The organism is Blastococcus sp. SYSU D00669, assembly GCF_054050715.1.
This window is the reverse complement of sequence record NZ_JBJGZV010000011.1, coordinates 1-14,161: the sequence shown is the minus strand read 5'-3', so window position 1 is coordinate 14,161 and position 14,161 is coordinate 1. Positions and strand designations below refer to the sequence as shown.

General features: G+C 76.5%; 14 protein-coding genes and 1 pseudogene. 2 read left to right on the top strand and 13 right to left on the bottom strand.

What is annotated here, in order from left to right; translation table 11 throughout:
* Nucleotides 1-21 precede the first annotated feature (21 nt).
* From ACI8AF_RS09860 to ACI8AF_RS09820, 9 genes and pseudogenes are all read right to left on the bottom strand, one after another.
* Nucleotides 22-2,529 carry an EAL domain-containing protein gene (locus tag ACI8AF_RS09860; RefSeq protein WP_456539516.1) on the bottom strand — a complete coding sequence of 836 codons (2,508 nt, stop codon included), beginning with the start codon at nucleotides 2,527-2,529 and terminating at the stop codon, nucleotides 22-24.
* A 120-nt stretch (nucleotides 2,530-2,649) separates the two neighbouring features.
* Nucleotides 2,650-3,291 (bottom strand): LuxR C-terminal-related transcriptional regulator, encoded by a 642-nt coding sequence (locus ACI8AF_RS09855; RefSeq protein ID WP_456539632.1) that lies wholly within the window; start codon nucleotides 3,289-3,291, stop codon nucleotides 2,650-2,652.
* Complete coding sequence (locus tag ACI8AF_RS09850) at nucleotides 3,243-3,944, bottom strand: sensor histidine kinase (protein ID WP_456539515.1); 702 nt, start codon at nucleotides 3,942-3,944, stop codon at nucleotides 3,243-3,245. The genes ACI8AF_RS09855 and ACI8AF_RS09850 overlap by 49 nt, the downstream gene beginning before the upstream one ends.
* 46 nt (nucleotides 3,945-3,990) lie before the next feature.
* Nucleotides 3,991-4,548, bottom strand: a pseudogene (locus ACI8AF_RS09845) (sensor domain-containing protein); the annotation flags it as partial.
* Complete coding sequence (locus ACI8AF_RS09840) at nucleotides 4,545-5,894, bottom strand: FtsX-like permease family protein (RefSeq protein ID WP_456539514.1); 1,350 nt, start codon at nucleotides 5,892-5,894, stop codon at nucleotides 4,545-4,547. The pseudogene ACI8AF_RS09845 and the gene ACI8AF_RS09840, both read right to left, overlap by 4 nt.
* A complete protein-coding gene (locus tag ACI8AF_RS09835) occupies nucleotides 5,891-6,643 on the bottom strand; it encodes an ABC transporter ATP-binding protein (protein ID WP_456539513.1) in 753 nt (250 codons plus the stop codon). Before ACI8AF_RS09835 ends, ACI8AF_RS09840 begins: the two co-directional genes overlap by 4 nt.
* A gap of 125 nt (nucleotides 6,644-6,768) precedes the next feature.
* Nucleotides 6,769-7,236, bottom strand: coding sequence for a group II truncated hemoglobin (locus tag ACI8AF_RS09830; protein ID WP_456539512.1), 468 nt, complete (start codon nucleotides 7,234-7,236; stop codon nucleotides 6,769-6,771).
* A gap of 17 nt (nucleotides 7,237-7,253) precedes the next feature.
* The gene (locus ACI8AF_RS09825) at nucleotides 7,254-8,378 is read right to left on the bottom strand and encodes a hypothetical protein (RefSeq protein WP_456539511.1); all 1,125 of its coding nucleotides are present in this window, start codon (nucleotides 8,376-8,378) and stop codon (nucleotides 7,254-7,256) included.
* Nucleotides 8,375-9,472, bottom strand: coding sequence for a hypothetical protein (locus ACI8AF_RS09820; RefSeq protein WP_456539510.1), 1,098 nt, complete (start codon nucleotides 9,470-9,472; stop codon nucleotides 8,375-8,377). The genes ACI8AF_RS09825 and ACI8AF_RS09820 overlap by 4 nt, the downstream gene beginning before the upstream one ends.
* 86 nt (nucleotides 9,473-9,558) lie before the next feature.
* Between ACI8AF_RS09820 and ACI8AF_RS09815 the strand changes: the two genes are divergently transcribed.
* Nucleotides 9,559-10,422 (top strand): alpha/beta fold hydrolase, encoded by an 864-nt coding sequence (locus tag ACI8AF_RS09815; RefSeq protein WP_456539509.1) that lies wholly within the window; start codon nucleotides 9,559-9,561, stop codon nucleotides 10,420-10,422.
* Nucleotides 10,423-10,426: 4 nt separating this feature from the next.
* Here ACI8AF_RS09815 and ACI8AF_RS09810 read toward each other — a convergent pair whose 3' ends face one another.
* From ACI8AF_RS09810 to ACI8AF_RS09800, 3 genes are all read right to left on the bottom strand, one after another.
* Nucleotides 10,427-11,458 carry a hypothetical protein gene (locus ACI8AF_RS09810; protein WP_456539508.1) on the bottom strand — a complete coding sequence of 344 codons (1,032 nt, stop codon included), beginning with the start codon at nucleotides 11,456-11,458 and terminating at the stop codon, nucleotides 10,427-10,429.
* Between the two features lie 71 nt (nucleotides 11,459-11,529).
* Nucleotides 11,530-12,849 carry a C40 family peptidase gene (locus ACI8AF_RS09805; RefSeq protein WP_456539507.1) on the bottom strand — a complete coding sequence of 440 codons (1,320 nt, stop codon included), beginning with the start codon at nucleotides 12,847-12,849 and terminating at the stop codon, nucleotides 11,530-11,532.
* A gap of 154 nt (nucleotides 12,850-13,003) precedes the next feature.
* Entirely contained in the window at nucleotides 13,004-13,543 is a 540-nt protein-coding gene (locus ACI8AF_RS09800) for a putative immunity protein (RefSeq protein ID WP_456539506.1), read from the bottom strand.
* A 137-nt stretch (nucleotides 13,544-13,680) separates the two neighbouring features.
* On the opposite strand from ACI8AF_RS09800, the gene ACI8AF_RS09795 reads away from it, so the two are divergent.
* On the top strand, nucleotides 13,681-13,827 hold the full coding sequence (locus tag ACI8AF_RS09795) for a hypothetical protein (protein ID WP_456539505.1): 147 nt from the start codon (nucleotides 13,681-13,683) through the stop codon (nucleotides 13,825-13,827).
* A 3-nt stretch (nucleotides 13,828-13,830) separates the two neighbouring features.
* Here the strand turns inward: ACI8AF_RS09795 and ACI8AF_RS09790 are convergent.
* Nucleotides 13,831-14,161 (bottom strand): hypothetical protein (locus ACI8AF_RS09790; protein WP_456539504.1); only part of this gene is annotated, 331 nt, incomplete at its 5' end.

The window sequence follows — 14,161 nt, the reverse complement described above, 5'->3', positions numbered from 1 at the left end:
AGGTCCTCGCGCCCGCCGGGTTCACTGCTCGGCTCCCAGCACGTGCGCGAACACGTGCGCCGGCCGCCCCGAGCGGTCCCGGACGACGGCGGCGTGCACCCGGGCCGGGACGGGCGTCCCGTCGGCGTGCAGGTAGCGCTTGCGCACGTCCTGCACGTCCTCGGTCCCGGTGCGGACCGCGGTGAGGTTGGCGTCGTCCTGCGCCAGGTCGTCGGGATGGGTCAGCTCGGCCACGGTCATCGCGGCCAGCTCCTCGGGCGTGCGGCCCACCAGCCGGGCGTAGGCCCGGTTCACGCGGATGAAGCGGCCGTCCAGCCCCGTGAGCGCCATGCCGATGGGGGCGTCGTCGAACGCGTGCCGGAACATCGACTCGCTCTCGGCCAGCGCCTCCTGGGCCGCGACGGACGCGGTCACGTCGCGGGAGACGGTCACGACCTCCCGCAGCTCGCCGGTGGAGTCCGTCAGCGGCCGCACGGTGGTCCGCAGCCAGCGCACCGTGCCGTCGCGGTGCAGGGCCCGGTGCACCGTGCCGTCGATGCCGCCGTTGCGCACCACCGGAAGCCCCGACCGCACGCGATCGGCGTCCTCGGGGTGCATCAGCGCGAACACGGAGGTCCCGACGAGCTCCTGCGGCAGCCAGCCCAGGATCGGTCCCGTGGTGGCCGAGGCGTAGGTGATGGCGCGGCCGGGCGAGGACACCACGACCATCTCGTCGCTGCCGTGCAGCGGCAGCGGCGCCGCGCCGGTCCCGCAGCCGCCAGGGGGCGTACCGGCCGGCGTGGCCAGGGCGGGCACGTCGGCCGGACGGCCGAACAACCACCCCTGGGCCGAGTCGCACCCCATCGCCACCAGCTGCTGCGCCTGCTCCAACGTCTCGACGCCCTCCGCGCAGACGCGCTTGCCCAGGCTGTGCGCGGCCTCGATGACGAGGCGCACCAGGACGGCGTCGGCCGTGTCCGTCGCGACCGGCTCCACGAAGGAGCGGTCGATCTTCACCAGGTCCACCGGGAGCCGCCGCAGCAGCGTGAGCGACGAGTGGCCGGCCCCGAAGTCATCGAGCGCCAGCCGCACCCCCAGCCGGCGCAGCTCGTCCAGGCGCGCCGCCGTGGCCGCGAGGTCCGTGATCGCCGCGGTCTCGGTGATCTCCAGGCACAGCCGCTGCGGCTCGAGGCCCGACAGCTCCAGCGCCGCGACGACCTCGTCCACGAAGCCGCGCTGCGCCAGCTGGACCGGGGACACGTTGACCGCCACCGTCGGCGACGCGCCCGACACGGTGGCCGGCCAGCCCGCCGCCGCGACGCAGGCCGTGCGCAGCACCCAGCGGCCGAGGTCGACGATCAGCCCCGTGCGCTCGGCGAGCGGCACGAAGCGGTCCGGGGGGATCCAGCCGAGCTCGTCGTCGTGCCAGCGGGCCAGTGCCTCGACACCGGTCGTCCGCCCCGAGGGCAGCGACACCACCGGCTGGTACTGGAGGCGCAGCTGCCCGGTCTCGACGGCCACCCGCAGGCGGCGCTCCAGCTGGTGCCGGGCCCGCACCTCCTCGGTGGCCTCGCGGTCCTCCAGCAGCTCCGGCACGAAGGCCGCCGCCCTCCCGCGACCGAGGGACTTCGCCCGGTACATGGCCGTGTCCGCCTCGCTGAGGAGCACGTCGAAGGCGTCCCCGGGGCGGCCGTGGTCCGCGGCCGGGGCGTGGGCGATGCCCACGCTCGCCCCGATCGTCACCAGCTCCTCGGTGCCGTCACCGCTCCGCACGACCAGCGGGGCGTCGGCGGCGAGCAGGATGCGCTGCGCCAGGTCCTCCGCCTGGGAGTGCGTGAGGCGGGCGGACGTGACGAGGGCGAACTCGTCACCACCCAGCCGCGCCACCAGGTCGTCGGCCCGCGCCAGCGCCCGCAGCCGCTGCGCGAACTGGACCAGGACCTCGTCGCCCGCCGCGTGGCCGAAGTGGTCGTTGACGTCCTTGAAGCGGTCCAGGTCGATGAAGAAGAGCACTCCCGGCCGGAAGCTGCCCGGCGGCTGCAGCTGCTCCTGCAGGAACGAGCGGTTCGGCAGACCGGTCAGCGGGTCGTGCCCGGCGCGGTGCGCGTGGTGCACCGCGAGCTGCTCGAAGAGAGCAGCCACCGGGACGACGCCGACCGGTTCACCGGCGCGGGTCACGACGATCGCCTCGGGGATCTCCTCCTCGGTGCGCCGGCGTTCGGCCAGCGCGGCGGCGGCCTCCCCGACCGTGCGCGTCGCCGGGAGGACGACGGTGCCGCCCGGCGCCACCTCGCCGGCGCGGCGCCGGTGGTTGAGCATGCGGCCGTAGCCGTACGGGCCGGACTGCAGGTGCTCCAGCCAGCCGCGGGTCAGCAGGACCGGGCCGGCGGGACCGGTCATCACCAGCCACGGGGCGTCCCCGGCAGCGCGCAGCTGCTCCTCGACGGCGACCAGCGACGTGTCCGGCCCGATGACCCGGACCGGCCGCACCAGGTCGCCGAGGACGTGCTCGTCCCCGCCACCGGGCAGGCGGTCCGACGGTCGCACCATCGTGCGGTCCCTCCCGTGCACAGCGGTCACGGGAGGTTGCTTCGGCAGGAGGCGGGGTCGACCCGGGGTGCAGCGGCACCGCGGTCACCCGAACGGGGGACGGAGCTGCCGCGGAGGGTTTCAGCCGCGGTCCTGCAGCCAGCGCAGGACGGCGAGGACGCGGCGGTTGTCGTCGCCGGCCATCTCCAGGCCGAGCTTGGCGAAGATGTTGTTGATGTGCTTGCCCACGGCCTTCTCGGTGACCACGAGGGCCGCGGCGATGCCGGCGTTCGACCGGCCCTGCGCCATCAGCTCCAGCACCTCGCGCTCCCGCGGGGTCAGCGCGTCGGTGGCCCGGCGCCGGTCGGCCGCGGCCAGGACGGCGGAGACGACCTGCGGGTCGAGCACCGTCCCGCCGCCCGCGACCGCGTGCACCGCCGCGACGAAGGAGCGGACGTCGCTCACCCGGTCCTTGAGCAGGTAGCCCACCGCCCCCTCCCCCGACGCCATCAGCTCGCGGGCGTACAGCTGCTCGACCCACTGGCTGAGCACGAGCACCGGGAACCCCGGCCGCGACCGGCGCAGCTCGACCGCCGCCACCAGCCCCTCGGTGGTGTGCGTCGGCGGCAGCCGCACGTCGAGGATCGCGACGTCGGCCCCGTCGAGCCGCCCGTCCAGCCCGCGCGCGTCGGGCCGCGCGTCGACGGAGATGTCGTGGGCCTCGAGGATGCGGGTCAGGCCGTCCCGGAGGAGGGCGTTGTCCTCGACGACGACAGCGCGCACGGCACCTCCACTCCCACCGTCGTCGGCCCGCCGGGCGGGCTGGAGACCGTCAGCGTGCCGTCGAAGGCGTCGATCCGGCGGGCCACCCCCGCCAGCCCGGTCCCCGACGACGGGTCCGCTCCCCCGCCGCCGTCGTCGCCGACCACCGCGCGCAGCACGCCGTCCTCGTGGCCGAGCGACACCCATGCCCGCGACGCCCCGCTGTGCTTGACCACGTTGGCCAGCGCCTCGGCCACGGCGAAGTAGACCGCGCTCTCCACCGGCGCCGGCGCCCGGCCGTCCAGCGACGACGACACCGTCACCGGGACGGCGACGTCCAGCGCCAGCGCCTCCACCGCCCCGGCCAGCCCGCGGTCGGCCAGCACCGGCGGGTGCATGCCGCGCACCACGCTGCGCAGGTCCTCCAGCGCGGTGGTCGCGCCCAGCCGGGCCTCGGCCAGCAGCTCCTCGACCGCGTCCGGGTCGCTGCGCAGCAGCACCTCGGCCAGGCCCAGGTTCATGCCCAGGGAGGCGATCCGCGCCTGCACGCCGTCGTGCAGGTCGCGCTCGATGCGCCGCAGCTCGGCCGCGGCGGAGTCGACGGTGGCCGCGCGCGACGCCGTCACCCGCTCCACCTCGCGCTCCAGCTCGGCGGCCGGCGACCAGCCGAGCACGTGTGCCCCCGAGGAACCGCGGCCGCACCAGCAGCGGCGTGAGGATCCACCACAGCCCCGCCGCCGGGCCGGCGAGCAGCACCATCCACCACCAACCGCCGCCGAGCAGCCACGGCGCGGCCAGGTACCAGAACGGCAGCACGGTCAGGCCCACGACCGCCGCCGACATCGCCAGCCCGCCGGTGCCGTCGTAGGCGAGGAACGAGTAGTCGCGCCAGCGGGTGCCGTCCCGCGCCCAGGCGCCGAGCCGGCGCACCGGGTCGCGCGGCGCCCGCGCGTACCGCGCGGTCAGCTCGTGCCCCAGCACCCAGCCCGCCGCCCGCCGCTGCACCCCCGCGACGACGGCGACCAGCGGCACCAGCCCCAGCAGCAGCACGCCGCCGATCACCGCCGGCGTCGTCGCGATCCCGATCGTGGTGACGACGAAGAGCACCAGCGAGCCGATCGCCCCGAGCAGCGACACCAGCGCCAGACCGGCCAGCCGCAGCCGCTGCCGGAACGCGCCGCCGTCCACCGGCAGCAGACCGGGGAAGGCGACCGCGTCCACGGCCAGAGCGTCCCACCGCCCGGCGGGTGGTGGGACGCTCCCGGCCTGCTCGGTCATCCCGGCGAGGGGCGCAGCACCGGCCCCGCGACCGCCCGGCGGGTGGCCAGCACCGCCGTCCCGAGGGCGACGACGGCGGCGACCACGACGACGCCGAGGAGCAGCCACGGCGTGGTCGGCAGCCAGCCGTCGGTCTTGGCGATGCTGTACGGGACCACCGTGCCCAGCGCCGCCAGCACCCCGAAGACCAGCGCGGTGACCAGCAGGACGGCGGTCTCCGCGCCGGCCGTGGTGACCAGCTCGGCGCGGGTGACGCCGGCCAGCCGCTGCTGGGTGAACTCGCGCCGCCGGTCGGCGACCGCCGCCACCGTGCCGTTGACCACCATGATCGCGGCGAAGACGGCGATCATCCCGACGACCAGGTAGTTGATCAGCCCGACCGTGTCGCCGGTGAGGCTGTCGGTCGAGACGCTGTTCTCGATCTGCATCAGGTACAGCGTGCCGGTGGCCGGGCCGACGAAGACCAGCAGCGGCACCAGGACGCCGGCCAGGTCGTGGGCCCGTCGCCGGGCGTGCTGCACCGCCAGGTGGCCGGGGACGTCGGGGAGGGCCCGCCGGACGAGCGGCGCGGTCAGCGCGGCGACCGCCTGGAGCAGCAGCGGGGCGAACAGCGCCAGCCCGACCGACCAGTAGATCGACGCCGGCCCGGCGGTCTGCATCGCGGCGTACGGGTCGCTGCTGCTGCCGGTGACGGTGAGCGTCAGCACGGTGAAGGTGATGCCGGCGGAGAGGAAGACGCTGCCGGCGGTGATCCGCCAGGCGCCGAGCCGGTCGCGGTGCAGCCGGCCGGCGGTGAGCGCCTCCTGCGCCGAGCCGCGGGTGGCCGACCGCGCGGCGAGCACCCCGGCGACGGCGCAGGCCAGCAGGACCGCCCCGAGCGCGCAGGTCGGGGTGAGCCAGCCGAGGGTGTGCGCGACGTCGTCGGCCACGAGCCCGCCCTCCCGCAGGAGGTCGAGCACGACCCGGCCGAGCAGCCAGCCGGGCAGGACGCCGACCGCGGCCGCGACGACGGCGAGGGTCATCGACTCGGCCAGCACCATCCGGCGCACCTGGCCGCGGGTGGCGGCGATCGTCCGCATCAGCGCGAACTCCTCGGCCCGCCGCCGCACGGTGAGCGCGAGCATCGAGGCCACCGAGAACAGCACGATGACCGTGCCCCAGCCGCCGACCACCGAGGCGATGGTCACCAGCGTCTCCCGGTCGACGGCGCCCACCCCGTCCTGCACGCCGCTCTCCAGCAGGGTCAGGAACGCGGTGAGCACGGCGGTGCCGAGCAGCACCGACAGCGCGGTCGCGACGAACGTCGTGCGGCGGGCGCGCAGCGACCGCCAGGCCAGGCCGGTCACCGGGCCACCGCCACCAGCTCGCCAAGGTGGGCCAGCTGCCCGGCGACGGCGTCGGCGGTCGGGCGGGCCATCGTGCCGACGACGCGGCCGTCGGCGAGGAAGACGACCTCGTCGGCGGTGGCGGCGGCGACCGGGTCGTGGGTGACCATGACGATCGTCTGGCCGCGCAGGTCGGCGGCGCGGCGCAGCAGCGCCAGCACCTCGCGGGCGGCGGCGCTGTCGAGGGCGCCGGTCGGCTCGTCGGCGAACAGCACGGCGGGCTGGGTGACCAGGGCGCGCGCGATCGCCACCCGCTGCTGCTGGCCGCCGGAGAGCTCGGCCGGCAGCCGGCGCTCGCGCCCCTCGAGCCCGACCGCGGCGAGCGCCTCGAGCACGTCGCGGGGGTCGACGCGCCGGCCGGCCAGCCGCAGCGGCAGCTCCACGTTCTGCTGCGCGGTCAGGTACGGCAGCAGGTTCAGGCCCTGGAAGACGAAGCCGAGGTTGCGCCGGCGGAAGCGGGTCAGCTGGTCCTCGCCGAGCCCGGTCAGCGGCAGCCCCTGCACGGTGACGGTGCCCTCGGTCGGCCGGTCCAGCCCGGCCGCGCAGTTGAGCAGCGTCGACTTGCCCGAGCCGGAGGGGCCCATGACGGCGGTGAAGCTGCCGCGCGCCAGGGCCAGGTCGACGCCGTCCAGGGCCCGCACCTCGGTGCCCGGCCGGCCGTAGACCCGGGTGACGCCGGCGAGCTCCAGCGCGGCGGGTGGGTTGGTCATCTCGTCGTCCTCTCGTCCGCGGTGCGTGGGAGGAGCACCGCCGGGGACGACGCTAGGAACGCGCGAGGCGCCGGGACATGGCGCTGACCAGCCTCTTCACGGTGGGGAAAAGCCCACCCCCGCCGTCAGGGACGGTAGGGCGGGGCGACGCCCCAGCCCCACCGCGGCACCGGCGCGTGCTCGACGACGTCGGTCGCGTCGCCGGAGTTGTGCACCGCCAGCCGGGTGCCCCACTCCGCGTAGCCCATGATCGCCGCCCGGAACTCGGGGTCGTCGGGCAGCGCCACGTCGTCGGCCGCCCGGGACAGCAGGGTGACGAACCGCAGCCGCTGCTCGCCGCTGATGTGCAGGCCGCGGTGCTTGCCGAGCATGTGCTCGTAGCCGCCGAGCGAGGCGGTGTACTCGGCCGGCCCGCCCATCACCTCGCACCACCAGGTGACGACGTCGCGCCGGTGCTGCTCGCTGACCCGGCCGTGGAACACCGGCGCCAGCAGGTCGTCGGCCTCGACCAGGTCGTAGAACCGGCCCAGCCAGCGCTCGAAGGCCGGCCGGCCACCGGCCCACTCGTAGACGGTCGGGTCGTCGCTCGCCACGCGGTCAGCATGGCCCGTCAGGCGGGGTAGGCGTAGGTCCAGACCAGCGCGTCGTAGCCGTCCTCGTAGGCGTCCCGCGCCCCGGTGCCGACGACCAGCAGCGCGCCGTCGACGACGGTGGCCGCGGCCGCCGAGCCGTCGCCCGCCAGCACCTGCGGCTCGCCGACCTCGCCGCCGTCCAGGCCGACCGCGAGCAGGAACGGCTCCGGGCGGTCGGTGTCCTCCCCGCCCGAGCCGACGAGGAACGCCAACCCCGCCTCGGGGTCGACCGCGAGGTCCCGGTACTCGCCCTGCGGGTACGCCTCGCTCGGCTCCGGCAGCCGGGCCAGCCGCTCCGACTCCGCCGCGTCCGGCGCGAGGGAGTGCAGCTCCGGGCCCCCGCCCGCGTCCAGCAGGAAGTACAGCGTGCCGTCGGGCGCCACCGTGGCCAGCCACGCGTCGCCCGGCAGCACGACCGGCTCGCCGGGCCCGCCGGAGAGGTCGGCCGGCATCCGCACCACCTGCGTCGCCCCGCCGTCGGCGAGGAACAGCACCAGTTCCTCGCCGTCCTCGCTGAGCACCCAGGAGGCCGGCGACGCGTCCAGCTCGTGGCGGTCCTCGACCGCGCCGGTGACCGGGTCGAGCCGGACCAGCACCGGCCCGCCGTCGGCCGGGTCGAGCAGCGCGATCACGTCCCGGCCGTCGGGGGCCGGCACGGCGGACACGTCGGCGTACTCGTCCTCGAGGTGCAGCGGCGGGTCGACCGGCCGCGTCGCCACCGGCTCGACCTCGTCGGGGTCCCCGCCCGGCGGCACGACGGCGACCTGCAGCGCGGTGCCGTCGGGGTCGGCGGTCACCAGCGCGACCGAGCCGTCCGCCCGGACCACGCCGGCCAGCCCGTGGGCGACCAGGTGGCTCCGCGACACGACCTCCCCGTCGCGCACGCGGACGACGGCCGTCTCGTCGAGGCCGTTCTCGAAGACCACCCAGGTGCCGTCCTCCTGCACGGCGATGCCGGTGGCGTGGGTGATCCACTCACCGCCCCACGGCTGGGACGGGACGGTCACGTCGGTCGAGCGGATCTCGCCGGGGAGGCCGTGCTCCCCCTCGGCGCTGCACGCGGCGGTCAGGAGCACGACGGCGAGCAGGAGCAGCCGCTTCACGGGACGCTCCACAGCTGGGCGCGCCGCTCGCCGTCGTCGTCCGCGGCCCCGGCGACGAACAGCGTCCGGCCGTCGGCGGCCGCCGCGAGCGCGGTGCCGCGCCCGCCGAGCTCCTCCGGCTCGGTGACCTCACCGTGTGCGACGTCGACCAGCGCGTAGGTCGGCAGGCGCCCGGCGCCGGTGCGCGCGGCCACCAGCACGGTCGCGCCGTCGCCGGCGACGGCCAGCGCCGTGGGCTCGTCGTACGGCCCGCCGGGCAGGTCGGCGATCGCCACCGGGGTCCGCGCGCCGGCCGCGAGCCGCACCAGCACCGGTCCGCCCTCGGCGCCGGGGTCGGTGAGCAGATACAGCTCGCCGTCCGGCCCGACGGCGGGCGGGGTCACCGGGTAGCCGTCCACCTCGACATCCGGGGCGTCGGCGCCGTCCAGGCCCGGGCCGAGCCGCCACACCTGGGTGGTGAGGTCCGCCGTCTCGAGGACGACGGTGACGGTGCCGCCGTCGTCGGAGGCCGCGACGCCGACCGGCCGGACGGTCGCCGTGCCCAGGGTGCGCGCGGCGACCACCCGCCCCGTCGCGACGTCGACGGCGAGCACCTGGGCCAGCGAGCCGACGTCGAGGTCGCGCTCGGTGAACGCGACGTAGAGCGTGCGGCCGTCGGGCGAGAGCGCCGTCGCGACCGGCTGCGCGTCGTCCAGCGCGGGGTCGGGATCGACCGGCCGGGTCTCGTACGGGTCGTCCGCGTCGGCGGTGCCGGCGGGCGGGACGACGACGAGGAGGAGGTCGGACTGGCTGTCGTCGTCGGCGACGAGGAGGAACGACCCGTCCGGCAGCGCCTGCACGGCGTGGGCGGTGTCGTCGACGAACGTCTCCTGCACCACCGCCCCGTCGCGCACCTGCGCCAGGCCCGAGTCGTACCGGCCCTGCAGCAGGACGCCGACCGTGCCGTCCGGGCCGACGGCCACGCCGTCGGCCCAGGTCAACCGCTCGAACGACACGTCCACGGCGGCGACGGCGGCCGCACCGGCCGGGGCGCAGGCGGACAACAGCGCCGCGACGGCGAGGAGGGCCGGCGCGGCGGGCGATCGGGAGCTCACGCCGGTCACCGTGCGCCGGCGCGCTTGGGCGGCGGTTGCAGGTCGCTTGAGCGATGAGTTCCTGGTCAGCCGGGGGTCTGCCGTGCATGACGAGCACCCTCGAGACCCCCGAGGCGACCCTGGCCTACGACGTCCGCGGTCCGCTGCCGACCGCCGACGGCCGCCCGCCGCTGGTGCTGATCGCCGCGCCGATGGACGCCTCCGGCTTCGGCAGCCTGGCGTCCCGCTTCCCCGACCGCACGGTGGTCACCTACGACCCCCGCGGCCTGGGCCGCAGCACCCGGCACGACGGCCGGTCCGAGCACACCCCCGAGCAGAACGCCGACGACGTCCACCGGGTCGTCGCCGCGCTCGGCGCCGGGCCGGTCGAGCTGTTCGCCAGCAGCGGCGGCGCGGTCAGCGCGCTGGCCCTGGTCACCGCGCACCCCGACGACGTGAGCACGCTCGTCGCGCACGAGCCCCCGCTGCTCGCGCTGCTGCCCGACGCTGACCGGGCGTTCGCCGCCGAGCGCGACGTGCAGGCGGCGTACCACGACAAGGGCTGGGGCACCGGCATGGCCGCGTTCATCGCGCTGACCTCGTGGCGCGGTGAGTTCACCGACGACTTCGCGGCCGCGTCCGCGCCGGACCCCGCGGCCTTCGGCCTGCCGGTCGACGACGACGGCTCGCGGCAGGACCCGCTGCTGTCCGGCGTCTCCAACGCGATCACCGCCTACCGCCCCGACCTGGCGGCGCTGCGCGCGGCGCCGACCCGGATCGTCGTCGCGGTCGGCGCCGAGTCCGACGGCCTGCTCACCGGGCGGACGTCGGTCGCGCTCGCCGAGGCCCTGGGGCAGGAGGCCGTGGTCTTCCCCGGCGGGCACGGCGGCTTCCTCGGCGGCGAGTTCGGCCAGCAGCGCGACCCGGAGGCGTTCGCGGTGCGGCTCCGCGAGGTGCTGGCGGCGGGGTGAGCGGTCAGCAGCCCGCCGCGGCGTAGCCGCTGACCGCGGGCCACGCGGACGGGGGCGTCGTCGGCCAGTCGTAGATCGAGACGCCGACGGCGCCCTGCTCCGCCGCGGCCCGCGCCATCGCGGCGTAGTCCTCGGCGGTCTCCTGGACGTCGTAGCCGCCGATCACCGAGACCACCGCGCAGGGCTCGCCGAGGTGCTCGCGCACCCGGGTGATGTTCTCGGTGATGTACCAGTGCGGATCGGTGAACCCCTCCTCCGACCGGTTCGACCAGTACGCCATGGGCAGCCACACGTCGTAGAGGTCGCGCAGCTCCTGCCACGGGAACTGCGGCCAGTAGGCGGTGTTGAGCACGTCGGTGACCACCGGCGGCAGCACGATCGCGCCCAGCTCCGCGTCGGGCAGCAGGGCGCGCAGCCGCTGGGACAGGTCGACCAGCGCCGCGTTGCGCGCGGCGAGCCCGGTCCCCTCGGTGAACTCGATGTCGACCGCGACCGCGTCGAACGCGTGCCCGTCGGCGGAGAAGCCGGCGATCTCCTGCAGCCGCCGCAGGTCGCCGGCCACGTCGGTGAAGCGCGGCAGGTACCAGGCGACCACCTGCATGCCGCGCTCGTGCGCCCGGGCGAGGAACTGGCCGAGCAGGTCGGTGCTCAGCAGGCCGGGGAAGCGCGGGTCGTCGGCGGCCGGCTGGAGGTAGAGCGTCTGCACCCCCGCGTCGGCCATCGCGTCGACGTCGGCCGGGGTGACCGGTGGCGCCGTCCCGCCGAACTCGCGGGTGAACCGGTAGCGGGACAGCCACGTCCCGACCCCGGCGTAGGGCGAGGGCCCGGCGTCGGGCGCGGGCTCGGGCTGCGCCGGCGACGGGGACGGCGTGGTCGGCAGGGCGGTGACGTCGGCGGTCTCCCCCGTGCCGCACGGGCCGGTGCAGGGCTCGCCGAGCGAGTCGGCGCGGATGCCCACGAACAGGGCGACCACCACCAGGAGTCCGAGCAGCAGCCCACCGCGCCGGTGGGCCGGCCGCCGCGAGTGCGCCCCCATGACCACCCCCACCGCAGCATGAGGGGAGAACCGGCCGGGCGCCAGATGCCCGGCTCCCGCCGGCTCCCGGGTCAGGCGCTGGGGCGCGCCCCGCCGATGAAGCCCGACCAGCGCATCGAGGTGATGCGGACGGTCTTGCCGCTCTCGGGGGCCTCCAGGATCTGGTTGCCGCCCAGGTAGATCGCCACGTGGTGGATGGTCGACGGGTTGCTGGTGTTGGTGGCCCAGAAGACCAGGTCACCGCGCTGCAGCTGGCTGCGCGACACCTGGGGCAGGCTCGCGTACTGGGCGCTGCTGTTGCGGGCGATGGAGATGCCGGCCTGGTGGTAGGCGTACCGGGTCAGCCCCGAGCAGTCGAAGCCGACGACGCCGGCATCCACGCCCCAGCCCATGCTCGGGCCGGTGAGCGACCCGCCGCCCCAGGCGTAGCGGGTGCCGATCCAGCGCGACGCGGCGGCGATCGCCGTCTCGACGGCGGAGGACGACGGGGCGCCCGCGCCGGAGCCGCCCCCGGTGCCGCCGGAGCCGTTCCCGCTGCCGCCCGACGGCGCCGGCGCCGGGTCGTCCTCCTCCTCGGCCGCGGCGGCGGCAGCGGCGGCGGCGGCAGCCGCGGCGGCCGCGGCGGCGTCGCGGGCGGACTGGTCGGCCGCGGTGCGCTGACCCTGCAGGGTGGAGAGGGTCTGCTGCGCGGCGTCGAGCTGCTGCTGGAGCTGGGCCTGCTGCGCCTCCACGGCGGCGGCCTGCCGGCGGGCACCGGCCTCCAGCGCGGTGGCCTCGGCCAGCTGCGCCTCGGCCTCCTGCTTGAGCGCGTCGGCGGTGGCGAGCGCGGTTCGCGCGGCGCCGGCGGCCGCGGCGGCCTGCTGCTCCACCACGGTCACCCGGGTCAGGACGTCGCTGCGGTGGTCGCCGGCGGCGTCGAGCAGCGCGGCGCGCTCGAGCATCTGCGCCGGGCTGCCGGAGTCGAGCAGGCTGATCAGCCCGGGGCTGGTGCTGCCGGACATGTAGCTGTCGCGGGCGAAGGCGGCGACGTCGGTGCGGGCGGCGGTGAGGTCGGTCTGCGCCTGCTGCGCGGCGGCGTCGGCGGCCGCGGCCTCGGCCTGGGCCGTCTCGTACTCGGCCTGCGTGGCCTGGAACTGGTCGAGGGCGATGTTGGCGGCCGCGTGCGCGGCGTCGACCTGCGCCTCGGCGGCGGCGACCTGGGCGGCGAGCTGGCCGATCTGCGCCGCGGCGGCGTCGGCGGCCTGCCGGGCGGCGGTGATCTCGCCGTCGGACGGGTTGCGCGGCGCAGCGGAGGCGACACCGGCGGACAGGCCGACGCCGAGCGCAGCGGCCACCAGCACACCGGCGGTCCTCGTCGCGCCGCGCCGTCCCCTGCCGTTGCCGTTCCGCACCGGTCTCTCCCTCCGTCGCGCGCGATCCGCCTTTCTGCGAATTGCGCCGACAATGGGATCGACCCGTTCGGATGAATGCTTGAGAACCTTTTTCTGAATGGCGCGAAGTCGCCGTGTCGACAAGCCGCGGCATCGCGTTCATCGAGAGTGCAATTCAGCGGAGCGCCGCGTCCAGGTGCCGGAGCAGTTCGCCGACCCGCCCACCGCCGCTCGGGGCGGGCGGGTAGCGCCGGAGGACGTCCACCACCACCGCACCGGCGACCAGCCGGAACCGCGTGAGGGAATCCGCGCCGACGGCGGGATCGCCCCCCGCCGAGAGCTCGAGCGCCCGGGCAGCGGAGGCGGCCGACCCGAGGACGTGCCGGACCTGGGTGCCCTTCGCCAGGGGGTGGAGGAAGGCCGCCCCGGCCGCATCGGCGGCCGCCCGCGCGGCGGCGCTCGCCGCGGCCAGGCCGGCGTCGCGGGTCTCCCGGGCCGCCCGGTGCGCCGCCCAGGCGGTGTCGCGCAGCACCCGGGTGCGCTCGGCGCCGTCGGCGAACGCCTGCGCGGCGTCGACCGCCTCCCGCGGACGCCGGTCGTCGGGGCGGGCGGCTGCGAAGACCGCCAGGACCGGCCGCGCGCACGCCGCTGCGAAGCCGGCGACCGCGCGCAGCTCGGACGTGCTGAGCGGGAACGTCGCGGGCTCGTCGGTCACGGGCGTCATCCTCGCGCGGTCACCGGCTGCCGCGCCGTGCGCTGAGGGCGGCGCCGCCCCTCCCCGTGGGGGCCGGTCCGGCGTAGCGTGCGCGCCACCGGAAGCCGGATCCGGCCCTCCGCGAGGGAGCGAGAGCCATGGCCGACAAGTCGCCGCACGACGCGCACTCCGCGAAGAAGTCCAACAAGTCGCTCAAGGAGAAGCGCGCCGCGCGCAAGGAGGACAAGCAGGCCACCGCGGCGGTGGAGCGCCTGCTGCACCCGCGCAAGGCGCCGCGCACCTAGGCCTCACGCGCCGATCGTGTTGGTCATCCCCCGCGGGCCGGCGTCGTCGGTGCCGCAGACGGCGCACGAGCGGTAGCGGCTCCCGTCCTCGGTGCTGTGCAGCCGCCAGTCGTGCAGGCGCAGCACGCGGCAGCGGAACCGTCGTCCGAACGAGGGCATCGGGACCTCCTCCAGGGGCGGGCGGGGATCGCCGAGCGCGGCGCGCAGGGCGAACGCCTGCGAGACCACACCGACGGCGAACCTGAGCTGATCCCCGGGCGTCGTGCCGTACAGCTCGGCGACCAGCTCGCAGTAGTACCTGTCGCGGTCCGCGCGCGTCGGCAGCGCGCGGACC